The sequence below is a fragment of the Enterococcus sp. E5-37 genome (assembly GCF_035726925.1).
Lineage (GTDB): Bacteria > Bacillota > Bacilli > Lactobacillales > Enterococcaceae > Enterococcus_B > Enterococcus_B faecium.
In genome coordinates this window covers 212,803-235,876 of the sequence record NZ_JAPMLG010000004.1, presented here as the reverse complement: position 1 = coordinate 235,876, position 23,074 = coordinate 212,803, and the positions used below count along the sequence as shown (strand labels likewise).

The 23,074-nt window shown below is 37.6% G+C and carries 25 protein-coding genes and 2 pseudogenes; 22 read left to right on the top strand and 5 right to left on the bottom strand.

Translation table 11 applies throughout. The features are described 5' to 3' along the window. Positions 1 to 215 precede the first annotated feature (215 nt). A pseudogene (locus tag OS138_RS12755) lies at positions 216 to 311 on the bottom strand (DUF5960 family protein); the annotation flags it as partial. Between the two features lie 95 nt (positions 312 to 406). Here OS138_RS12755 and OS138_RS05235 point away from each other — a divergent pair. Next, positions 407 to 724: an SdpI family protein gene (locus OS138_RS05235; RefSeq protein ID WP_002322761.1), complete on the top strand. Its 318-nt coding sequence runs from the start codon at positions 407 to 409 to the stop codon at positions 722 to 724. A 203-nt stretch (positions 725 to 927) separates the two neighbouring features. On the opposite strand, the gene OS138_RS05230 is transcribed toward OS138_RS05235, so the two are convergent. Next, entirely contained in the window at positions 928 to 1,293 is a 366-nt protein-coding gene (locus tag OS138_RS05230) for a hypothetical protein (RefSeq protein ID WP_325069767.1), read from the bottom strand. A 207-nt stretch (positions 1,294 to 1,500) separates the two neighbouring features. On the opposite strand from OS138_RS05230, the gene OS138_RS05225 reads away from it, so the two are divergent. The 3 genes from OS138_RS05225 to OS138_RS05215 all read left to right on the top strand — a co-directional run bounded on the left by OS138_RS05225 (position 1,501) and on the right by OS138_RS05215 (position 5,866). Further along, a complete protein-coding gene (locus OS138_RS05225; RefSeq protein WP_002302564.1) occupies positions 1,501 to 1,983 on the top strand; it encodes a hypothetical protein in 483 nt (160 codons plus the stop codon). A gap of 196 nt (positions 1,984 to 2,179) precedes the next feature. Beyond that, on the top strand, positions 2,180 to 3,070 hold the full coding sequence (locus OS138_RS05220) for a phosphate ABC transporter substrate-binding protein PstS family protein (RefSeq protein WP_002289807.1): 891 nt from the start codon (positions 2,180 to 2,182) through the stop codon (positions 3,068 to 3,070). A gap of 324 nt (positions 3,071 to 3,394) precedes the next feature. Further along, positions 3,395 to 5,866 carry a cation-translocating P-type ATPase gene (locus OS138_RS05215; protein WP_002303402.1) on the top strand — a complete coding sequence of 824 codons (2,472 nt, stop codon included), beginning with the start codon at positions 3,395 to 3,397 and terminating at the stop codon, positions 5,864 to 5,866. Between the two features lie 102 nt (positions 5,867 to 5,968). On the opposite strand, the gene OS138_RS05210 is transcribed toward OS138_RS05215, so the two are convergent. Continuing rightward, complete coding sequence (locus OS138_RS05210) at positions 5,969 to 7,705, bottom strand: ATP-binding protein (protein ID WP_002303401.1); 1,737 nt, start codon at positions 7,703 to 7,705, stop codon at positions 5,969 to 5,971. After that, positions 7,702 to 8,406 carry a response regulator transcription factor gene (locus tag OS138_RS05205; protein ID WP_002293705.1) on the bottom strand — a complete coding sequence of 235 codons (705 nt, stop codon included), beginning with the start codon at positions 8,404 to 8,406 and terminating at the stop codon, positions 7,702 to 7,704. The genes OS138_RS05210 and OS138_RS05205 overlap by 4 nt, the downstream gene beginning before the upstream one ends. 130 nt (positions 8,407 to 8,536) lie before the next feature. Between OS138_RS05205 and OS138_RS05200 the strand changes: the two genes are divergently transcribed. From OS138_RS05200 to OS138_RS05180, 5 genes are all read left to right on the top strand, one after another. Next, a complete protein-coding gene (locus OS138_RS05200) occupies positions 8,537 to 9,040 on the top strand; it encodes a DUF523 domain-containing protein (RefSeq protein WP_002297194.1) in 504 nt (167 codons plus the stop codon). Continuing rightward, positions 9,000 to 9,338 (top strand): putative DNA-binding protein, encoded by a 339-nt coding sequence (locus OS138_RS05195; RefSeq protein ID WP_002293708.1) that lies wholly within the window; start codon positions 9,000 to 9,002, stop codon positions 9,336 to 9,338. The genes OS138_RS05200 and OS138_RS05195 overlap by 41 nt, the downstream gene beginning before the upstream one ends. A 20-nt stretch (positions 9,339 to 9,358) precedes the next feature. Further along, positions 9,359 to 10,777 (top strand): signal recognition particle protein, encoded by a 1,419-nt coding sequence (ffh, locus tag OS138_RS05190; protein ID WP_002303400.1) that lies wholly within the window; start codon positions 9,359 to 9,361, stop codon positions 10,775 to 10,777. Positions 10,778 to 10,888: 111 nt separating this feature from the next. Next, positions 10,889 to 11,467, top strand: coding sequence for a DNA-3-methyladenine glycosylase I (locus OS138_RS05185; RefSeq protein ID WP_002293710.1), 579 nt, complete (start codon positions 10,889 to 10,891; stop codon positions 11,465 to 11,467). Positions 11,468 to 11,470: 3 nt separating this feature from the next. Further along, positions 11,471 to 11,992 (top strand): dihydrofolate reductase family protein, encoded by a 522-nt coding sequence (locus tag OS138_RS05180; RefSeq protein ID WP_002337806.1) that lies wholly within the window; start codon positions 11,471 to 11,473, stop codon positions 11,990 to 11,992. A gap of 78 nt (positions 11,993 to 12,070) precedes the next feature. Here OS138_RS05180 and OS138_RS05175 read toward each other — a convergent pair whose 3' ends face one another. Next, positions 12,071 to 12,625, bottom strand: a complete 555-nt coding sequence (locus OS138_RS05175) for an NADPH-dependent FMN reductase (RefSeq protein WP_002293714.1) — start codon at positions 12,623 to 12,625, stop codon at positions 12,071 to 12,073. 252 nt (positions 12,626 to 12,877) lie between these two features. Between OS138_RS05175 and rpsP the strand changes: the two genes are divergently transcribed. From rpsP to alsS, 13 genes and pseudogenes are all read left to right on the top strand, one after another. Further along, a complete protein-coding gene (gene rpsP, locus OS138_RS05170; protein ID WP_002290274.1) occupies positions 12,878 to 13,153 on the top strand; it encodes a 30S ribosomal protein S16 in 276 nt (91 codons plus the stop codon). Between the two features lie 11 nt (positions 13,154 to 13,164). Further along, positions 13,165 to 13,416, top strand: a complete 252-nt coding sequence (locus OS138_RS05165; RefSeq protein WP_002337805.1) for a KH domain-containing protein — start codon at positions 13,165 to 13,167, stop codon at positions 13,414 to 13,416. 124 nt (positions 13,417 to 13,540) lie between these two features. Next, positions 13,541 to 14,332 carry a hypothetical protein gene (locus OS138_RS05160; RefSeq protein ID WP_325069765.1) on the top strand — a complete coding sequence of 264 codons (792 nt, stop codon included), beginning with the start codon at positions 13,541 to 13,543 and terminating at the stop codon, positions 14,330 to 14,332. Between the two features lie 169 nt (positions 14,333 to 14,501). Further along, on the top strand, positions 14,502 to 15,023 hold the full coding sequence (gene rimM / locus OS138_RS05155) for a ribosome maturation factor RimM (protein WP_002337803.1): 522 nt from the start codon (positions 14,502 to 14,504) through the stop codon (positions 15,021 to 15,023). Further along, positions 15,013 to 15,774, top strand: a complete 762-nt coding sequence (gene trmD, locus OS138_RS05150) for a tRNA (guanosine(37)-N1)-methyltransferase TrmD (RefSeq protein WP_002293717.1) — start codon at positions 15,013 to 15,015, stop codon at positions 15,772 to 15,774. Before rimM ends, trmD begins: the two co-directional genes overlap by 11 nt. Positions 15,775 to 15,909: 135 nt before the next feature. Continuing rightward, positions 15,910 to 16,257: a 50S ribosomal protein L19 gene (gene rplS, locus OS138_RS05145; RefSeq protein ID WP_002337802.1), complete on the top strand. Its 348-nt coding sequence runs from the start codon at positions 15,910 to 15,912 to the stop codon at positions 16,255 to 16,257. Between the two features lie 309 nt (positions 16,258 to 16,566). Further along, the gene (locus OS138_RS05140) at positions 16,567 to 16,809 is read left to right on the top strand and encodes a DUF2087 domain-containing protein (protein WP_002293958.1); all 243 of its coding nucleotides are present in this window, start codon (positions 16,567 to 16,569) and stop codon (positions 16,807 to 16,809) included. A 290-nt stretch (positions 16,810 to 17,099) separates the two neighbouring features. Further along, positions 17,100 to 17,414, top strand: a pseudogene (locus OS138_RS05130) (glycoside hydrolase family 88 protein); the annotation flags it as partial. A gap of 28 nt (positions 17,415 to 17,442) precedes the next feature. Then, on the top strand, positions 17,443 to 18,702 hold the full coding sequence (locus tag OS138_RS05125; RefSeq protein WP_325069763.1) for an ABC transporter substrate-binding protein: 1,260 nt from the start codon (positions 17,443 to 17,445) through the stop codon (positions 18,700 to 18,702). A gap of 52 nt (positions 18,703 to 18,754) precedes the next feature. Then, a complete protein-coding gene (locus tag OS138_RS05120) occupies positions 18,755 to 19,651 on the top strand; it encodes a carbohydrate ABC transporter permease (RefSeq protein ID WP_325069762.1) in 897 nt (298 codons plus the stop codon). Positions 19,652 to 19,715: 64 nt separating this feature from the next. Continuing rightward, a complete protein-coding gene (locus OS138_RS05115) occupies positions 19,716 to 20,531 on the top strand; it encodes a carbohydrate ABC transporter permease (RefSeq protein ID WP_025477565.1) in 816 nt (271 codons plus the stop codon). 9 nt (positions 20,532 to 20,540) lie between these two features. After that, positions 20,541 to 21,203 carry a DUF624 domain-containing protein gene (locus OS138_RS05110; RefSeq protein ID WP_002297646.1) on the top strand — a complete coding sequence of 221 codons (663 nt, stop codon included), beginning with the start codon at positions 20,541 to 20,543 and terminating at the stop codon, positions 21,201 to 21,203. Between the two features lie 205 nt (positions 21,204 to 21,408). Continuing rightward, on the top strand, positions 21,409 to 23,073 hold the full coding sequence (gene alsS, locus OS138_RS05105) for an acetolactate synthase AlsS (RefSeq protein WP_002293952.1): 1,665 nt from the start codon (positions 21,409 to 21,411) through the stop codon (positions 23,071 to 23,073). Position 23,074 lies beyond the last annotated feature (1 nt).

Below are 23,074 nucleotides of genomic sequence, written 5' to 3'. Positions count from 1 at the left end.
TCTGTAGTAAAATCATTCATAGGGAAGTCCTCTTTTCTGTGAATTGGTTGTCGTTAACTTTATTCTACAGAAGGGACTTCCTTTTTTGTATGGATTTTTTCATTTACACAAAATATTTTATACTCTCAATAGTATCGTATTTCGCAATCTTAAAATTATCTTCTTACTATGAATAAGATAATAAAATTTGTATTTGTCCTTTTTAGGTAACTTATTTAATCTATATACCTTTCTGGATCAACGAAAGTATACTTTATATAGTCATAACGCCGATGGTAACTATGCACTGTAACGATAATGCTGCTAAAATATCTTTTTACGAAAAACATCACAAGGAAAAACTTAACTATGGTATTATCTAAACATAATTTTTTCGGTATTTAATATTTAATTAGGAGGGAATATTTTGCTTTTTTATAGTAATTTTATCTTAATAGTAGCGATATTATTACTTCTGAATATATGGATTTTTGATAGGAGTAGAAATGCAAGTATAGGTTTTAGAACTAAACGAAGTCTGTCTTCTAAAAAAAATTGGGTATACTCACAAACTATTTTTTATGGAGGAATTGTTTTAATTAGTTTACTTTCTTCAACACTTTATTCTTTGAATATTATAGATGTTTCCACCTCAAATTCAATATCTATTATTGGAATCATTATTGCTGCAATTATTACACAACTGTTTTTAGTGTTTGGAGAGAAGAAAAGAAGTAAAAAATAGAAAAACTAGTGATAGTTTTGGTGATAGTGATATTAAAAATCAGAAAAGATAGAAAAAGCAGGAGATAGATAAAATGCTGATATTTCAGCATTTTTTAAGAGTATAAAAGAGAAAAAAAGTAATAAATGTATACATGATATAAGAAAAACATATATGTATAAAAAGAAGAAAGTAGCTTCTCTTTGTACATATATGGTTTGTTTTTATGGATGCCGAGCTTTTTTATAAGATAAGGCTACCGCCCATAACGACCCAAGGATTTGTGGAACTAAGTAAATACCTGCAAGAAGCAAGATCAGCTGGGTCGGTTTTAAAGGATGATAGAAGTAACGCCATTCAGTAAAATTGGCGCAAAATAAATAGGAAGTGACAGTAGATATAATATTGGCAATGAATAGAGATATAATACGCCTGTTCCTTTGAAAATAATATCCAGCAAAAAGAGATAAAAATATCAATGTGATGAACCCGATTACGGAATGATAACGAAAATCAAGCAGTAAGGCGAAATGCGCATAAGGAACAAAAGATAAAAGCAACGGAAGGTTTTTCCAGCAAGTTTTTATCATCTTTCATCACCACCTAACAAGTGTTATTATTTTGTTAGTTTTATTGTAAATTGAATCCTGCAATAATCAATTACTTTTTCATTATTTCTAGATTAAATGAATAAACTCTCATGCCATTATCTCTAAAAAAAAAGTTTTTCCCCCTAATTTTTTTAGATAGAAAATTGTATAGTATGATGAGAGAAAAAGTAGTTTGGGGGAACGTTAATGAGAAGAAAAACAGTAATCGATCGGCTTTATTTATTTTTTTGGTTTTTTCCTATCGTTTTGCTACCTTTTACATGGGTAAATGCTGTTGTACAAGGTGCGGAGATATTAGGCCTGATCCAAGGAAGCGGATTTGTGGTTTCTAGGAATTTTCCAGCTTTGATTGTTTTCTATTTAGTGATAAGTGTAGGTCTCTTATTACCAAAATCTCTGATCAATCACTACAATTGGCAGCTGCTTTACTTTTCTTGCTTATTAGTATTTACATCTATGTTTTCTTTGCTGCCTCGCTTGATTATCGGCCCTAATGGTTTGAGCGAGAGTGGATTGAAGGATTCAGCTTATTCCTCCATGTATTTCTTGACGATCAAACCATGGTTCTATTTAGTAATTGCCTCATTTATTCTTGCAACATTTTTTTACTTCTGGACAGAAATCAGGATAAAAAGTGAACGATCTGTATCTATAAAAAATAACTATTGATGGTGGATCATCAGTAAAAAAGCATATGAGCTGCGTAAAATGCATGTTTCTCATATGCTTTTTTTATTATTATGTAAAGAATGCGAAAAACGTTTACATGATTTTTACATAACTTAACTATATTTTTACAGCAACCATACGAGGGATTTACAGTCGACTGATAAACTTTAGTTGTAAATAAGAAAGGAGCAATAAAATGAAAAAAGTATTGTTTACTCTAGGTATGATGGGAATTCTTTTAGCCGGATGCGGCTCAGGATCAGGAAATACAGATGGCTCTGCCACACAAAATAATTCAAGTGACTCAAATGAACAAGTAAAAATCGTTGCGGTAGGTTCGACAGCATTACAGCCGTTAGTCGATGCAGCACAAGAAAGCTTTGTACAAGAAAATCCAAATTATCAAATCTCTGTACAAGGAGGAGGAAGCGGAACTGGTTTGAGCCAAGTCGAAGCTGGAGCAGTTACTATCGGAAACTCTGATGTATTTGCAGAAGAAAGAGACGGAGTTGATGCTTCAAAATTAGTGGATCATAAAGTAGCAGTGGTCGGGATGGCACCAATCGTCAATAAAGATACAGATGTCAAAGATATCACCAAACAGGAATTGATTGATATCTTTACAGGAAAAATCACTAACTGGAAGGAAGTTGGCGGGAAAGATCAAAAAATCAACGTCGTGAACCGTGCAAACGGCAGCGGTACCCGCGCGACATTCGAAAAATGGGGACTGGATGGTGCTACCCCTGTGCAGTCCCAAGAACAAGATTCATCAGGAACAGTTCGGCAGCTGGTAAGTCAAACACCAGGAGCAATCAGCTATTTAGCTTTCTCATATCTCGATGATTCCACACAAGCACTAAGTATCGACGGTGTAGAACCAAAAGAAGAGAATGTAGCAGATAACAGCTGGGGAATCTGGTCATATGAACATATGTACACGAACGGAAAACCTTCCCCTGAAGTCCAAAAATTCTTAGACTACATGATGACAGAAGAAATCCAAGAAGGACCTGTCAAAGAATTGGGCTATTTACCAATCACAATGATGGAAGTAGAACGTGATCACGAAGGAAATATCAAATAACTAGCAGATAAACATGCCACGGTAGTCGTTACTATTAAGGAAAAATCAACTATGTTTCCCCACATATACATTTTTCCTTTAATTGTGAAAAATAGTTCCTCATATTTTGCCGTTTTTTGAGCTAATACCGAGGGTCAGCTGATTGAACACCGTTTATTCGAAAAAAAGAGCTACGACATAGAACTGTCGTAGCTTTTTTTTGCTATATGACAGGAATGAAAGGTGTTTGCAAGCTTAATGTGAGGAACACTTTCCATATCTGTTCTATACTGGATAGGAGAAGTTTGGAAATATCCAGAAAACGAAATCAATCGAGGTAGCCACATGAAGAATAAATGGATAAATCGAAGTAAAAAAAAGAAAGTAACACAAAGATCATCAGATAAAGTCATCCGTCTTTTTCCATCGTATAAAGAAGGATTAACGGCAGATCAAGTCAAGGAACGAATAGAAAAAGGTGCAGCAAATAATTCAGTCGATCCCACATTCAAAACAAATCAGCAAATCGTATTGGAAAACATATTTACGTATTTCAATTTGATCTTTCTTATCTTAGCCATTTTGCTTTGTTTAGTAGAATCCTATAAGAACTTGACTTTTTTACCAGTTATCATAGCCAATACAGGAATCGCCATTTTTCAGGAAATTCGATCCAAAAAGATCTTGGACGAACTAAATGTTTTAAATACAGCAAAAGTCAATGTCATACGAGACGGGATAGAACAAACAATAGATATAGAAGACCTTGTAATAGATGACATTGTTATTTTAGAGACTGGACATCAAATTCCAGCAGATGCAGAGGTCGTGGAAGGGAAACTGCAAGTTAATGAGGCTTTATTGACAGGCGAAGCAGATGAAATAACCAAAGAAATAGGCGATCCATTAATGTCCGGCAGTTTCATTGTTTCCGGAAAAGCTTACGCCCGATTAGACAAAGTTGGAGCAGATTCGTATATTTCCCAGCTGACAGTCAAAGCCAAGACAATGGGAGAAGGAGAACAGTCGGAGATGATTGCTTCTCTTAATCAATTGATCAAATGGATTGGGATCATCATTATTCCTATCGGTATCCTGCTTTTTTCTCAAAGTTACTTTTTTAATGGAAACACGATCAAAGAAAGTGTCGTTGCAATGGAAGCAGCATTGATCGGTATGATACCTGAAGGACTGTACTTGCTGACGACGATTGCATTAGCATTAAGTGCGACTAAACTAGCAAAGCAAAGAGTTCTTTTACACAATATGAAAAGCATTGAGACATTGGCAAGGGTAAATGTCCTTTGTGTAGATAAAACAGGAACGATCACAGAAAATAAAATGTCTGTTCAAAAAGTGATCGTCTCTAAAAAACAAGAAATAATCAGTCAGTCAGATCAATTGGAAACATGCATTGCTGACTATGCAAAAGCGATGGCAGGAGACAATGCAACAATGGAAGCTGTTAAAGCATATTTTACAAAAACCACTGATCAATCCTATCACCATGTTATTCCTTTTTCTTCTGTCCAAAAATTCAGCAGTGTAGCGTTGGCAGACAAGGTGTATGTTTTAGGAGCGCCCGAAATGGTTTTGCGCGATCAATTGCCGGAATATGCGGAAGAGTTTGTTTCTTTCGCTGAAAAAGGCTATCGCGTGTTGGTCTTTGGTGTGTACGATGGGATTCTTGAAGAACCAGTATTGACAGAAGCAGTCACACCATTAGGCTATATTCTGATTGCTAATCCTATCAGAAAAGAAGCAAGAGCCACATTTGATTACTTCAAAAAACAGCAAGTAGCCATCAAAGTGATTTCTGGAGATAATCCGCTCACCGTATCCAATGTAGCTGTCCAAGCAGGGATTTCACATGCTGATCAGTACGTTGATGCATCTAAATTATCAGAAGAAGAATATGAAGCAGCTGTCGAAAAATATACAGTTTTTGGACGCGTCAAGCCAGAACAAAAGAAAATCTTCGTTCAATTGCTAAAGCGTAACAATACAGTAGCTATGACAGGTGATGGCGTGAATGATATTCTAGCCATGAAAGAAGCAGACTGCAGTATAGCGATGGCTTCCGGAAATGAAGCCGCCATGCAGGCCTCACAAGTGGTCTTACTTGATTCTGACTTTTCACGCATGCCAGAAGTTGTTGCAGAAGGACGGCGCGTTGTGAACAATATTGAGCGATCAGCCAGCTTGTTTTTAGTGAAGAATATTTTCTCCTTTTTGCTCTCACTGTTTTCAGTGATCTTTGCTCTGACCTATCCTTTAGAACCATCACAAATCACATTGATTAGTTTGTTTACTATCGGACTTCCATCTTTCTTGCTTGCTCTAGAAGAAAACAAAAAGCGAATCAGAGGGAAATTCATCATGAATGTGATGGAAAAAGCTGTGCCAGGTGGACTAACAGATATGATCGTAGTCGGTGCGTTGGTGATCTGCGGGGTGACTTTGAATCTAAATAAAACAGATGTTTCTACAGCATCTACCATGCTTTTGATTGCAGTAGGGTTCCTCGTTCTCTATAAAATCTGTTCACCGCTGAATAAATTCAGAAGTCAGATCATTCTTTTCTGTGCTAGCGGTAACTTTTTTTCGGTCATCTTTTTGCATAAGCTGTTTTCAATCACCGGTATCTCAGCTGTATCACTTTTGCTGTTGAGCATTCTATTTTTCTCGGCAGATTCGATTTTTAGGCATTTGACCACATTGGTAGAATATTTGTTTGAACGTAAAAATGAAAAAGAGCAAAAGCCGTTTAGTCGCGTAGTTAAAAAATTTCTATCGATATTTAAACGAGAAAATTGACGAAAAGTATCTCAAAAAAGAGTAAAAAAGAACAACCACTCGTGTATCTTTCGAAGCAGGATGAGTCATCCAACTTTAAAACGCACGAGCAGTTGCTCTTTTTTACATTTTCGGAATGGTAACGGTGAAAGTCGAACCTGTTCCAAGATGACTGTCTACAGTAATCGTACCATGAAGGAGTTGCACGTAGTCTTTTACAATCGCTAACCCTAATCCGGTCCCGCCTGAATGTCGGCTTCGCGCCTTGTCTACGCGGTAAAAACGCTCAAAGATCCGTTCCTGATCCTCAATGTCGATACCTATACCAAAGTCTTGGACAGAAAACGATAGATCATCTGTTGCCTGATAGCGGATAATAATCTCGCTGTCGCTTTTTGAATATTGGACAGCATTTTCAATCAGATTTTTGATAATTGGATAAAGGATATCTGTTTTAGTAGTAAATGGTTCGTTCTTTCCAATCAATCGAATCGTCAACCGTTTCTTTTCGATGATTGGCTGATAATTTTGAACGATTTGCTGGAAATAAGGTTCTGTATAAATTGTCTGGATCTCGTAAGAATTCTCGCCATCTTTTGACAGCTGGATGATTTCCCGAATCAGTTTATCTAACCGGATCGCATCTTTTTGCATGATCTCAAGAAAAGAAGTCAGAGTTTGCGGGTCATCTTTTGCACCATCCAGTAAAGTCTCGGTAAAACCAATCAGTGAAGTCACAGGAGTTTTTAATTCGTGAGAGACGTTGCCAACGAAATCCTTTTGTAGCTTTTCTAAACGTCGCACTTTCGTTAAGTCATACGCCACCCCTAGAATCTGTCCGGTACCTTCTGAATTAGTAAAGTAGCGCAAACTCAAGTCTAATGTCTGCCGACCTTCTGTAAGGGTGATCTCCTGATGGATCAGCGGATGCTCAGGAGTCACTTGATGAATCAGCTGAATGAGTTTTGGCTCTTGAATGACTTCTGTGTACCGCTGTTCAGGTTGATAGCTTACCACGTTTAAATGTAGCTGCATCTTTGGATTAAGCAGTAGTAAACGAGAATCAGCATCATCAATCAGGAATACGCCAATCATCAGTTCGTTCAGTAACGTATATAATTGCTCTTCTGTGGTAGTATACGCCCGATACATCTTACTCATTTGTTCGCTCAACGCATTGATCGTCTGATACAATTCTTCCCATTGATCGGGTGTTTGCATGATTACTTCCGCCTGATTAGGATTTTGCACCATTTTTTTTAGTACGGGCAGCACGGTTTTCAATGGCTGGTTTTTTTGATAGATCAGATAATAGATCATTCCTGCAAGAACAAGGAAGAAAGACAGAAAGAAGAAAAAGACCCAACGGCGAAAACTCTCAGTTCTCGGTAAAAAACCGCTTGTCGGTTCTGCGATACGTAAAATGGCTTCTAACTGGCCACTTTTTTTGACTGGTAATGCGACATATAAAAGATCCTCATTCAAAGTAGTACTTTTGCGCAAAGCGCTACCTAGGTTCCCACCATTCAATACGGCTTTGATTTCGGGACGGGAGTTTCGCTGTTCATTCAATGTTTCATTGTTTGTGTCAAATAAGATCTTTCCAGTAGCATCCATTAAAGTAATCCGTTCGTTCGACTGATGGACGAATTCTTCCAAAGCAGTTTTGTTTTGCGCTGCTTGGAGGTTTTCGACATCTAATTGCCAGATCAGCAGTTGTACTTTTTTTGTCAGGTAGCTTTCTTGCTGTTCCACGATCTGCTGTTGAAAATAATGGGAAATCAATTGCCAGCCACCAAAAAACAAACTAACTAAAAGAATAAGAAAGAAGAGACGTTCATAAATTTTTTTCCATTTCATCGTTTTGGTTCCTGAAACTTATAGCCAAATCCTCTAATAGTCACCAAGTACTTTGGATGTTTTGGATCTCGCTCGATTTTTTCTCGCAAATGACTAACGTGTACATCTACGATTCGGCTTTGTCCTGCGAAGTCAAAATTCCAAATGCGGTCTAGCAATGTGTCTCGGTCGATCACACGGTCTTTTCGTTTCATGAAATAAACAAGTAATTCAAATTCTTTCGGTGTTAGTTCAATCAGATGGTCGTCTACGGTCACTTGATAATTGGTCAAATCAGCAGTGATTTGTCCAATCGATAGATATTCAGGCTCAGCTTCATCTTTTGATTGCTTACGAGGTTCAATCCGTCTGAATATTGCTTTCATACGGGCTAATACTTCGCGAGGACTAAATGGTTTGGTCAAATAGTCGTCAGCACCTATTTCTAGGCCAATGATCCGATCCACTTGGTCATCTTTAGCCGTCAGCATCAAAATCGGTGTTTCATTTTTTTCTTGACGCAGCCGCTGAGTGATCTCCATGCCATCCATCGTTGGAAGCATCACATCTAAAATGATGAAATCAAATGATTGTTCTAATGCTAATTCTAATCCTTCGCCTCCATCTGTGGCACTGGTTACCTTGTAGCCTTCTTTTTCCAAATTGAACGTCAAGAGCGTTACAATAGAAGGTTCATCATCAACAACTAGTATTTTTTTCATTCAAATCTCCTTTAAATAGGTTTCATTCTGTTTATATTTTAGCATAGAATCAGTACAAAGGGCTATTTTACAAAAGAAATAAATGGTATAATAGGAAGGCACTTTGCTGAATAGAAAGGAAGAGCAGTCAATGATTGGAATCAGTGCATGTTTAGGCGGTCTGGCCTGTCGCTATGATGGACAGAAAAAAGAAGTACCAGAATTGATGGAACTAGTTGAAACTGGAGAAGCTGTCATGGTCTGTCCAGAAGTGATCGGCGGATTACCAATTCCTAGAGATCCCGCTGAAATCATTGGTGGAAATGGATTCGATGTGTGGAAAGATCAAGCAAAAGTATGGACGACAAGCGGCGAAGATGTAACGGAAGCGTACAAAAATGGCGCGATCAAAGCCTATCAAAAATTGCAGGAAAAACACATTGATCTAGTCATCATGAAGGAAAAAAGCCCTTCATGCGGAACCCATTCGATTTATGACGGGAGTTTTTCCGGAATAAAAAAAAATGGTGCCGGAGTGGCTACTGCTTATTTTATTCAGCAAAAAATGACTGTGCTCTCTGATGAAGAATGGCTGAAAACTAGAGGTGAGCAGAATGGAAATCGAAAAGACCAATCGAATGAACGCGCTCTTTGAATTTTATTCGACCTTATTGACAGAAAAACAAATGAACTACATGGAATTATATTATGCAGATGATTTTTCATTAGGTGAGATCGCGGAAGAATACGAAGTAAGCCGACAAGCAGTATATGACAATATCAAGCGGACAAGCAAGATCTTGGAGGATTATGAAAAAAAACTCCATCTTTTTTCTAATTATATTGTTCGAGAACAGGTATTGGAAAATATGACTGCATATATTACAGATAAGTACCCGGAAGATAAAAAACTACTTGAATATGTACAGCAAATTCAAGCAATCGAAGAATAAATAAAAGGAATGAAGAAAATATGGCATTTGAAAGCTTAACTGAACGTCTCCAGCAGGCGATGGGAAAAATAAGAAAAAAAGGAAAAGTATCAGAAGCTGACGTAAAAGAAATGATGCGGGAAATCCGCCTTGCCTTACTAGAAGCCGATGTTAACTTGCAAGTAGTCAAAAATTTTACTAAGCGCGTACGCGAACGTGCGGTAGGGGCAGAAGTGCTGGAAAGTTTATCACCTGCACAACAAATCGTAAAAATCGTTGATGAAGAATTGACGATCACACTTGGTTCTGAAACAGCAGAGTTAAATAAATCACCAAAAATACCAACTGTTATCATGATGGCTGGTCTTCAAGGGGCAGGTAAAACGACCTTTACTGGTAAATTAGCCAATTATTTAAAGAAAAATGAAAATGCTCGTCCGCTCCTAATCGCAGGGGACGTATATCGACCAGCTGCGATCGACCAATTGAAAGTATTAGGTCAACAGCTAGACGTTCCTGTATTTGATATGGGAACTGAAGTCAGCCCGGTAGAGATCGTCCGTCAAGGGATGGAGTTAGCAAAAGAAAAGAAAAACGACTATGTATTGATCGATACGGCAGGACGTCTGCATATCGATGAAACATTGATGGATGAGTTGAAACAAATCAAAGAATTGACGCAACCAAATGAGATTTTGCTTGTTGTCGATGCCATGACTGGTCAAGATGCCGTCAACGTAGCTGATAGCTTCAACCAGCAATTAGGTATTACAGGGGTCGTCATCACTAAACTTGATGGGGATACTCGAGGCGGGGCAGCACTATCGATCCGCTCAGTGACAGGCGCACCAATCAAATTCATCGGTTCTGGTGAAAAATTGACTGACTTAGAAGTATTCCACCCAGATCGTATGGCTAGCCGTATCCTTGGTATGGGGGATATGCTGACATTGATTGAAAAAGCGCAGCAAGACTATGACGAGAAAAAAGCGGAAGAACTTGCACAGAAAATGCGGGAAAATTCATTCGATTTCAATGACTTTATTGAACAGCTTGATCAAGTGATGGGTATGGGCCCACTGGAAGATCTAATCAAAATGATCCCAGGAATGAATCAAGTCCCTGGAATCGAAAACGTCAAGGTAGATCCAAAAGATGTTGAACGCAAAAAAGCGATGGTTTATTCTATGACGCCAGCAGAAAGAGCAAATCCTGATCTGTTGAACCCAAGCCGTCGTCGCCGAATTGCTGCCGGTTCTGGAAACAGTGTTGTTGAAGTGAATCGAATGATCAAACAATTCAAGGAATCAAGAAAAATGATGCAGCAAATGTCCAAAGGGGATATGAACATCCCAGGTATGGACCAAATGTTTGGTTCAGGCGTCAAAGGAAAACTAGGCAAAATGGCGATGAATCGAATGATCAAGAAAAATAAGAAGAAAAAGAAAAAACGGAAATAAGATGAAAAAAACAGCTTCGGTACAGACTGAAAATGTCTACTGCCGGAGCTTTTCTATCAGCAATTTTTATTCTTTACTAATACAATTACTCTAAACGAAGTGGTGGCACAGATGAGATGTCCGTGGAGTGAACAAACAGAAAGTATGCGGCAATATCATGATACTGTCTGGGGTGTTCCTGAATATGATGACCAAAAGCTGTTCCGAAAATTGATGCTTGATATTAATCAAGCCGGATTGAGCTGGCAGACGATTTTAAATAAAAGTGAAGCATTCGATGAAGCATATGATCGATTCGATATCAAAAAAGTCGCAAATTATGGAGAAACAAAAATCAGTGAACTAATGGAAAACAAAGGAATTATTCGTAACCGAAGAAAAATCGAAGCAGCCGTCCAAAACGCCAAAGCAGTCTTGAAAATTCAAGAAGAAATCGGCAGTTTTTCAGAGTATCTTTGGTCGTTTTCTAATGGAAAAATCGTTGATTCTTCTTATCATTCACAAGAAGAAGTCCCAACAACAAGTCCTCTTTCAGATGAATTAGCAAAAGATCTAAAGAAAAGAGGATTTAAATTTATCGGAAGCACAACAATCTATGCTTTTTTAGAAGCTGTCGGGATCATCAATGATCACCTTGACAGTTGTTTCCGCAAAGAAGAGGTCGTACGTATCGGCAGAAAGGGCGAATAAAGCATGCGAAAAATCATATTTTATGGTGCTATAAGTTTAGATGGCTATTTGGCAACGAAAACGGATGATCTTCAATGGCTTTTTGACACTCCAACAGGTAAGCAAACCACTTATGAAGCTTTTTATGAAACAATCGATACGACCATCATGGGCAGAAAAACTTATCAGGAAGCAAAAAAACATTTGGAGACCGAAGCAATTTATCCAGAGAAAAAGAATTTCGTTTTTTCCACCCACGCACAATTACAATTGCCAGATGCTGAGGTCGTAAACGAAGATCCTGTTGCTTTTCTAAAAAATCTACAAATGACAGAAGGAAAAGATATCTGGGTTGTGGGTGGCGGTCGATTGATCAAACCGCTATTGGAACATCAAATGATTGATGAATGGTATATCCAGATTACCCCTGTATTATTAGGGGACGGGATTCCTTTATTCCAAAAAGGAACATATGAAGCGCGTTTTGAAATGCTAGACACGACACGATTCGGTGAATTTATCGAATTGCATTATGTACGAAAGTAGAAGTAAATAAAATAAAAAAGGCAACTATATGCAGAAATGTCCTGTACATAGTTGCCTTTTTTATTACCGTTATGCTTTTTACTCTGTTAATTTGTTAGAAAAATCTAGATACGCATCTAAAATCGTTTGGAAGAAACTTAATGTTCCTTCAACGATATTACCATTTTCATCAATTAGATTCGCAACGTTTCCGATATATGCTTCCGGTTGCTGCAAGGTTGGCACATTCAAAAAGACAAGTGATTGGCGTAGATGGTGGTTTGCGCCAAAGCCGCCGATCCCACCTGGTGATGCAGTAACGACTAAACCTGGTTTATGATCCCAAACACTGTGTCCATAAGGTCTTGAGCCTACATCTAAAGCATTTTTCAATACTGCTGGCACAGAACGGTTGTATTCAGGAGTAACGAAAACGACACCGTCTAGTCCCCTCACTTCCTCACGAAAACGAGTCCATTCAGCAGGAGCCTGTTCTGGAGTTTCGAGATCCTCATTGTAAAATGGCAGATCATCGATTTTTACAAATACACTTTCGTACCCTTCAGGAAGCAATTTCGCAAAAGCTTCTGCTACTTTTTTGTTGTAAGAATCTTTTCTTAAACTACCAATAAAAAATCCAATTTTTTTTGTCATACGATTTTTCCTCCTTCAAACTATCTATAATAATCTTACAAAAAATAAGTAACTGGAGCAAATAAAAACACTTACTGACAAAAGCTACATAGAAGATAGATTACTTATTTTTAACAAAAAAGAAGTCTAAAATCTTCTATTTCCTAAAAAAAATCGAATTTAATCAAGCTGTAAAGAAAAAAAGCTTTACAGGGTAAAAAAAAACTGTTACACTACATCTTGTGAATAAAACAATGGAGGTGGAAATAAATAATGGCAGTTAAAATCCGTTTAAAACGTATGGGTTCTAAAAAGAGTCCGTTTTACCGTATCGTCGTAGCTGATTCACGTTCTCCTCGTGATGGACGTTTCATCGAAACTGTAGGTACTTACAATCCTTTGAAAGACCCTGCAGAAGTAGTTTTAAAAGAAGACTTAGTTCTTGACTGGTTATCAAAAGGTGCACAACCTTCTGACACTGTACGTAACATCCTTTCAAAAGAAGGCGTTATGCAAAAACACCACGAAGCTAAATTCTCAAAGAAATAAGGTGACCGGATATGAAAGATTTAAGCGACTTAGTCTTAACAATCGTTCGTCCGCTAGTCACTTATCCTGATCAAGTCAAGTTAGACGTCGTAGAGTCGAAAGACTTTTACGAGTACAATCTAACAGTGGCTCCTGAAGATATTGGCCGTATCATTGGAAAACAAGGGCGTGTTGCTAAAGCAATCCGCACAATCATTTACGGTGTTCGGATCAATGCACCGAAAAAAGTGCGTTTGAATATCATCGATGATAAGGAAAAGTAAATAAACGTGCTGTACTCGAATTTTCGAGTGCAGCTTTTTTGTTTTTTTTATTAATTGAAGAAATAATTATTTGGCAAAACAAGCAAGAAAGCGTATCCTTATAGGAGGAGGGAGTGAACAGCCAATGAGAAAGAAAATGTTATTTATTCCATTTGCTCTATTGTTAAGCGCTTGTAGTTCGGTTACTCAAGAATCAGACAATACACATCTATCAAGCAGTATATCTGAAACTGTTACCAGTCCAGAAAAAAGTAGTACCAAAACGGCTTCCACCACTGAACAAACAATGGCTACCTCAAATAATGAGAAAAAGACTGCTTTAGACCAGTTGAAAGAACAACAGCCAAATGTTCCCATGCCTCTAGATGTACCAGTCTCTTCAGGCTATCTCAATATCGCAGCGACACATACAAAGCAAGGTTATTCTATTTTATATTACAGAACAGATCGTCCCCTCGGGTTGAATGCTGACGAATTGAATCAAGAAACGCCTATTGCAACCTATCTATATCAATATGGGTTTGCTTCTAGTCAAGAAACAATCCAAGTTTTGCAGCCCTTTGAGATCGACACAAAGGGTCAGCAAGTGGACTTAGGTTCTCGAATCACAGGGTATCAGCAAGGTGCAGCAGGTTCAAGTTTTCTTGAATGGCAAGAAGGAAACTGGCGTATTCGAATCCGTGGGAATAATATAAAAGGCCAAGATCCCTTACTATTAGCTAAAGAAATCGTAGCTTATTTGGAAGAAAACAGTCTACCAGCACCTGAACAATTTGGTAAAATTACTGTTGATATGGGTGATACGACGAATCGAGCCGTAGAAGTAAGCTGGCAAGAACCGAAAAATGCCTATACGATCACTCATCAAGATCCTATGTCTGCGTTGAAGATGGCAGTTTCTATGAAGAGGTTGTGAAATCAGCGCGCTGATCTGAGCCCATCATTTAACTCCAAGTCACAGGAAGTAATCAAAAATAGCACGCCGCATTTTTGCATAATTTTGGCTTAATACCTTAAAAGAAAACTAGAATTGCCTCTTCACACATGCTAAAATAAAACAGACAAAAAAGAAATGGGGATATAAGTTGACTGAATACTTGAATGTAGGAAAAATCGTAAACACACAAGGTATCAAAGGCGAAGTCCGTGTTATCTCAACAACGGATTTCCCAGAAGAACGTTACAAAAAAGGAACGGTGCTAACACTATTCCAAGACGGAAAAGCACCTGTGGAATTAACAGTCAAAAGTCATCGCAAACATAAAAATTTTGACTTATTGAGTTTTGAAGGACATCCTTCTATCAATGATGTGGAAAAATATCGGGATGGCATATTAAAAGTGTCAAAAGACAACTCTGTAGATCTAGCTGAAAATGAATTCTATTACCATGAGATCATCGGTCTGCATGTATTAGAAGATGGAACTGAGTTAGGTAAAATAAAAGAAATCTTGTCACCAGGTGCCAATGATGTTTGGGTCGTTCAACGTCCGAAAAAAGCTGATATATTGCTTCCATATATCGCTTCTGTCGTCAAAGAAGTCGATTTAGAAGCTGGAGTGGTCCGTGTAGAAATTCCAGAAGGACTGATTGACGATGAAGATTGATGTATTGACTTTATTTCCAAGAATGTTTGAAGGTCCTATGGGGGAATCCATCATCGGTAAGGCTGTAGATAAAGGATTATTAGATATCAATATCTCTAACTTCCGCGATTATTCAGATAACAAACATCAGACAGTAGATGATTATCCATACGGCGGTGGAGCAGGCATGCTGCTCAAAGTCCAGCCCATCTATGATAACATCCAAGCCATTGAAAAAGCTGCACCGGATGTCAAAAAAAGAGTAATTCTTCTTGACCCAGCTGGTAAACGATTCGATCAGAAAATGGCAGAAGAATTTTCACAAGAAGAACACTTAGTATTCATTTGTGGTCATTATGAGGGATATGATGAACGTATCCGCACATTAGTGACAGATGAAGTTTCCTTAGGAGATTATGTCCTTACTGGGGGAGAATTAGGTGCGATGGTCATGATCGATGCAACAGTTCGGCTTTTGCCAGATGTGTTAGGGAATCAGACTTCAGCTCAAACGGATTCTTATTCAACCGGTTTATTGGAACATCCCCAATATACTCGCCCGGCAGAATATAAAGGGATGAAAGTACCAGAAGTATTAACAAATGGAAATCATAAATTGATTGAAGAATGGCAATTAAAAGAATCACTAAGAAGGACCTATCAACGTCGGCCTGATCTTTTGGAAACACTTGAATGGACACCTCAAATGACGAAATTTTTAGAAGAAATCAAGAAAGAAGAACAAGAAAAAACAGCAGATGAAGCCAAGTGACTTTTTCTAAAATCTTCTTTACAGTAGGTTGATAATATGTTAGTATTTTATGGTGAGTGCAAAAGCACTTAACTATTACGATATTCCGCTGTGAGAAAAGCTCATAAGAATATTTGGAATAAGGAGAAGAAAACCATGAATTCATTAATCGAAGAATTAACAAAAGAACAATTACGTTCTGACATCCCAGCGTTCCGCCCTGGTGACACTGTGCGTGTTCACGCAAAAGTTGTTGAAGGTACTCGTGAACGTATCCAGTTATTTGAAGGTGTTGTTATCAAACGCCGCGGTGCTGGAATCAGCGAAACTTATACAGTACGTAAAGTTTCTAACGGAGTGGGCGTTGAACGTACATTCCCATTGCATACACCACGTGTTGCAAAAATCGAAGTAGTTCGCTACGGTAAAGTACGTCGTGCAAAATTGTACTACCTACGTGCATTACACGGAAAAGCTGCTCGTATCAAAGAAATCCGTCGTTAATCATTGTTATCAGACTGAGAAAGAACCCTTGGTATTCAAGGGTTCTTTTTTCTTAGCATGTAATTTGAACACCCTGATCCAGTTTTTTTCTTTAATTATTGGTAGGGGAGAATAATGGATTAGAATAAATCTACCTATAAGTAGTAGTAAAAAAAAGAGCACTATGATAATATCTTTCTTAAGAGTAACCGCTTTAATAAAAAATCCAGAATATTCTAACATAAATGGAGTATTCTTAGAATCAAAAGGAGAAAGAAGATGGTTTATACTTATACGGAGCAAGAAAAAATGAAAGTTTGAGACACATTCATGAATGATGGAAAAGTAAAACAAGTACCAAGTTCAACAAAAAAGAAAAACATCCTATTGAAAGAAGTCTTGAAACGCTTTGACCATGGAGTGACTTATACAGAAACAGAGGTTAATTCGATACTGCTGAACGTATTTTCTAGTGGCGATTATGTCGAACAAAGACGTTATCTAATCACATTTGGCTTTTTCAAAAGAAGTTCAGACGGTCGGGCATATCAGATGATGGGAATTGAAAATTAGAAGTTTTAATTTATACTCATTGAAAAAAGTTCAAGTATGCGATATTGGTTCTACACCGCATACTTGAACTTTTTTTGTCATCTGTATCTATAATACAAAGCCAAGAACGTTATTCAAAATATGGATAGCTATGATAAAAGCTAATGAGCGATTCGCAGTTAAATAAGCAATCGTCAGTAAAATCGTTCCAGGAGCGTACATGAAAAAATCAATTGGATGCGTTACATGAATAAAGATAATTCTCTTTTATTTGTACGAATAAATACCAAAACGTACCTCCTAAAATTAGATTCAAAGAAGATAGCAAAGAGGAAAAAGATAGTTCTGCAGCAGCTATAGCGGCATGTGGATTGCTAGAACTTTCCAAACAACTGCCTGTTTCAGATCCTCGTCATTTCGATTACGAAGAGATAGCAATCAAAATCTTGGAAGAATTACAGAAAAACTATACAACGAAACGAGTTAACGGATCAAACGGTCTGCTTCTCCATGCCGTTTATGATAAAAACAGCTTAAAAGGTGTAGATGAATGTGTGATCTGGGGCGATTACTTTTATGTAGAAGGAATCACTCGTCTAGCTAAAACATGGTACTGTTACTGGTGATGTATAAGAGAAGAGGAGGATTCATATAATGAAGCGATGGAAAAAAATGATGATTGGATCAATAGTTTTAGGAATGTCACTCGTATTTGGTGCTTGTGGTAATCAAGAAGACAGTAGTGAAGAATCAGCAAATGAAATTACCGTTTCGACATGGAATTATGAAACAACACCTGAATTCAAAGCGCTCTTTGAAGCATTCGAAAAGAAAACGGGAATCAAAGTGAAAGCAGTAGATATTGCTTCAGATGATTATGATACGAAACTCACCACGATGCTTTCTTCTGTAGACACGACAGATGTATTGACGATGAAAAATCTTTTGTCGTATTCAAATTATGCTTTACGAGATCAGTTAGTCGATCAAACAGAACGAATTAGAGAATTAGACACTGATGCTGCTGAAGAAACATATGAAATGTATGATATCGATGGAAAAACATATGCATTGCCATATCGAACGGACTTTTGGGTACTATATTACAATAAGAAAATGTTTGATGATGCAGGAATCGAATATCCAAAAAATCTAACTTGGGACGAATATGAAGATTTAGCAAAAAAACTTAGTAAAAATGACGGACAAGTTTACGGAGCATATCAACATATCTGGCGTTCGACAATCCAAGCTATTGCAGCTGCTCAAAACGAGGCGAATCTTGTTGAACCAGATTATCAATATATGACTGATTATTATGATCGAGCATTGAGGATGCAAAAAGAAGGCGCGCAGATGGATTTTGGCACGGCTAAATCAACGAAAGTAACCTATCAGTCTCAATTTGAAGAACAAAAAGCAGCAATGATGTACATGGGAACTTGGTATATGGCTGGCATACTCGCAAACAAAGAAGCAAGTAAGACAGAAGTAGAATGGGGAATTACAGCTATTCCTCAGAAGAAAAAAGGAGAATCGGTCACGACGTTTGGCTCACCAACAGCATTTGCTGTCAATAAAAACTCAAAGAAACAAAAAGCGGCGCAAGAATTTATTGAATTTGCAGCCAGTGAAGAAGGAGCAAAAGTATTAGCAGGAGTAGGAGTAGTTCCTTCATATCGTACGGATGAGATTGATCAGCTTTATTTTAATCTCGCTGGAATGCCAACGGATGAAATTTCTAAAAAAGCTTTTTCTCCTGATGAAATCAAACTTGAATTTCCGATTGATACGTATGGGCCTGCAATCGATAAGATTTTACAAGAAGAATATGACTTAGTTTTGGTTGGAGATGAAACGCCGGAAAAAGGAACGGTAAATATGGAGAAACGTGTAGCTGCGGAAAAAGAATAATCATGAAAGGAGAGAAGCCAAGAGATCAAACACTCTTGGTTTCGTCATCGAAATGGAGAATAGTATAAATAAGAAAGCTACAAATCATTTGCGTAGAAAACGAACGTGGATCGCTTATTCGTTTATCGCCCCGAATTTCATTGGTTTTTTCGTTTTTACATTAATACCAATCCTGTTTTCGCTTGTACTAGCATTTATGAAATGGGATTCTTTTTCAATGCCAGAATTTGCTGGACTAGATAACTTTCGTAAAATGGCCAACGATGAGACATTTTGGATTTCTTTGAAAAATACTTTTTTATATACCGCTGCTGTAGTGCCTGGCACACTTGTTTGTTCGTTAGGGCTAGCTTTACTACTAAATCAGAAAATTAGAGGGATGAAGCTTTTTCGTACGATATTTTTCTTTCCGTATGTTACTTCCTTAGTAGCAATTGCTGTTGTTTGGAATATGTTGTTTCATCCAACAGTGGGACCTATTAATATCTTTTTAAGACGATTTATTGAACATCCTCCAGGTTGGACTTCAAGTTCAAATTGGGCGCTTTGGGCAATTGTAATTGTCAGTATTTGGCGAGGGATGGGTTATTACATGATTCTATACCTTGCAGGACTACAAAGTATCCAAAAAGAACTATATGAAGCGTCTTCGCTAGATGGAGCAAACCGTTGGAAACAATTTTTGAATGTGACATTACCTTCGTTGAGACCAACAACCTTCTTTGTAACGATCATGCTTGTCATCAATTGTTTCAAGGTGTTTGACCTTGTGCAAGTGATGACGGATGGCGGCCCTGGTCGAGCGACAAATGTGCTGGTTTACCAAATCTACAATGAAGCATTCAAAAAATTTGATTTTGGTTATGCTTCAGCTATTTCACTTGTTTTGTTCGTAATTGTTTTGGGCGTTACGGTTGTTCAATTTTCTTGGAATAAGCGTCGTACTTAGGAGGTGTGATATGGAAGAGAGTGTTCGAAATGAAAGAAAAAAAGCAAAAATTCGTTCAAAAAACATGCCCTTTATTCAATGGTTGGGTATGATTCTGCTGATTGTATTAGCTTTATTGACGATCATTCCTTTTTTATGGATGGTTTCTGCTTCATTCAAAGCAAATAATGAAGTGTTAACGATTCCGATTCAATGGATCCCTAAAACTTGGCATTTAGAGAATTATCTGGTTATTTGGTCTCGTATTCCTTTAGTGACATTTTTTAAGAATACAGCTTTTTTAAGCGTTGTGATCACGTTGATTCAGTTGTTTACTTCTAGTTTTGCTGTTTACGGGTTTTCTGAACTAAATTTTAAAGGGCGCGATATTTTATTTTTAGCATATATCGGCACGATTGCTGTCCCTTGGCAGTCTTATATGATCCCGCAGTTCATTATGATGAGAAAAGTGGGTTTAACAGATACGTTGTGGTCGTTGGTGCTATTACAAGCGTTCAATGCTTTTGGTGTGTTCTTGTTGAAGCAATATTACAGTAGTATCCCAGATTCTTTATGTGAGAGTGCGCGGATCGATGGCTTATCAGAGTGGGAAATCTATCGCAAGATCATTTTACCTCTTACAAAACCGGCGATTGCCAGTTTGACGATCATCACATTCGTTAATACATGGAACGATTATATGGGGCCATTCATTTATTTGTCTTCTACGGAAAATAAAACAATCCAGTTAGGGTTGAAAATGTTTATTGGGCTATTTGATGCAGAGTACGCATTAATCATGGCTGCCTCAGTTGTTTCTGTTCTTCCTGTTGCTTTTATATTTTTAGCGATGCAAAAATATTTTGTAGAAGGGATCGCTTCATCAGGAATGAAGGAATAGGAGGTGATTATGAAAGAGCAGCGTTTTGACAAAAATGTTTATATGGAATTCTTTTATTGGTTGTATCAATCATTGGCAAGTAGCCTTTGTTTTTGGTGTGTCAATATCTTGTATATAGCAGCTGCGTTCCTTTTGTCGATAGATGGAAGGAATGTCTTTTCCTTTATTTTTTCTTTACTTTTTATTGGTCCAGGTTGCATCGTGATGATAGGTATGACAGAAGAATTAGCAAAAGAAAAAAGTTTTTCACCAGTACGTTTGTTCATAAAGACGTTTCGCCAATTTTGGCTAAAGGGATTTTTTTATTGGCTATTTGCTTGGATAGTTAGTGTGATAATGATTTTTGATTGTTTCTTTTTTATACGTTTTTCTTATGGAAAATGGTTGATTCCGTTGTTTGTTTTACTTGCTTGTTTATCAGTTTCCTTTAGCATCAACTGCTGGTATTTTCAGGTGAGAAATCCAGCGTCGAAACCAAATCAAGTTCTACGGATAGCGTTCTACTATACGTTGAAAAAATGGTATGTGAGTTTACTAGATTTTTTACTATTGACAAGTTTGTTTCTCTTCTTTTTCGTAAAGCCCCAATGGTGTATTCTACTAGGTCCTTCTATCGTATTTGGTTTGATTTACTTCAACAATCGTAAATTGATGAGAACTATGGATCTGTAGACTTTATAAATTGAAACTTTCAATTAAGAATGACAGTTTTTTATGTAAAAACTGTCATTCTTTTTCATTTTTTGAAACATATGGCTAAACAAATGAAATAAAACATGCTATACTTTTGAATGAAACAGGTTTAGAAACTGTATCACTTATTTGTGATTATTTCTAACTAATAATTAAAAATAAAGCATAAAAAGGACGATGTTCAATGGCTAAAAAAATGAAACAAGGTTCGAAATCTGTAGTAGAAAGTTTGATTAATCATCATGTTGATTATGTATTCGGTATACCAGGTGCAAAAATCGATGGTGTATTTAATGAATTAGAGGATCAAGGTCCTGAATTAATCGTGACTCGTCACGAACAAAATGCTGCATTTATGGCACAAGCAATCGGACGTATTACAGGAGAGCCAGGAGTAGTTATCGCAACAAGTGGTCCTGGTGCTAGTAACTTAGCTACAGGTTTGGTAACAGCGACAGCAGAAGGTGACCCAGTTTTAGCAATTGCCGGACAAGTAAAACGAAGCGATCTATTGAAGTTGACCCATCAAAGCATGGATAATGCAGCACTGTTCCAGCCAATCACAAAATACAGTGCAGAAATCCAAGATCCAGAAACAATTTCAGAAGTGATTGCCAATGCTTATCGTATGGCTAAGAGTTCAAAAAAAGGCGCGAGCTTTATCAGTATCCCGCAAGATGTAGTGGATGCACCTGTCCAAGGTAATGTCATCAAGCCATTGAGCGATCCTAAATTAGGTTCTGCTTCTGCAGATGATATCCGTTACCTAGCTGAACGCATTAGAGAAGCAAAACTACCGGTACTATTAGTAGGTATGCGAGGATCAAGTGAAAAAGAAACGTTAGCCATCAGGCAATTAGTTGAAAAGACAGCATTGCCTGTTGTAGAGACATTCCAAGCAGCTGGAGTGATCTCACGTGAATTAGAAGCGCATTTCTTTGGTCGTGTGGGTTTATTTAGAAACCAACCAGGAGATATGCTTTTGAAACGAAGTGATCTAGTTATTGCAATTGGCTATGATCCAATCGAATATGAAGCAAGAAACTGGAATGCGGAAAAAGATGCGCGGATCATTGTGATCGATGAAGCGCCAGCTGAAATCGATCCTTTTATGCAGCCTGAAAGAGAATTGATCGGTGATATCTCAGCCACTCTTGATTTATTGACAGGTTCATTAGAGCCTCAACAAGTGTCAGAAGATGCAAAAGAATATTTAGCATCTCTTCAAGCAAAATTAACGGAGCGGGACATTGTTCAATCAAAAGGAGAAGCAGGTATCTTGCATCCTTTAGAAGTTATTAACACGCTTCAGTCAAAAGTAACAGATGATATGACTGTTACCGTAGATGTAGGTAGTCATTATATTTGGATGGCACGCCACTTTAGAAGTTATGAACCTCGTCATTTGTTATTCAGTAATGGTATGCAAACGCTTGGTGTTGCATTGCCATGGGCGATTTCTGCTGCATTGGTGCGTCCAAATACACAAATCGTATCAGTTTCCGGCGATGGGGGATTTTTATTCTCTGCCCAGGATTTAGAAACGGCGGTACGTAAAAAATTGAATATCGTTCATTTGATTTGGAATGATGGACACTACAATATGGTAGAGTTCCAAGAAAAAATGAAATATCAGCGGGCGTCAGGTGTAGACTTTGGTCCAGTTGATTTTGTGAAATATGCAGAAGCTTTTGGCGCTAAAGGAATCCGAGCTACAAGTGTAGAGGAATTAGAAAAAGCTTTAGAAGAAGGATTTGCGACAGAAGGACCCGTAATTATTGATATTCCGATTGATTACCGTGATAATGAGAAATTGGGAGAAACAATCTTACCAGATCAATTCTATTAAG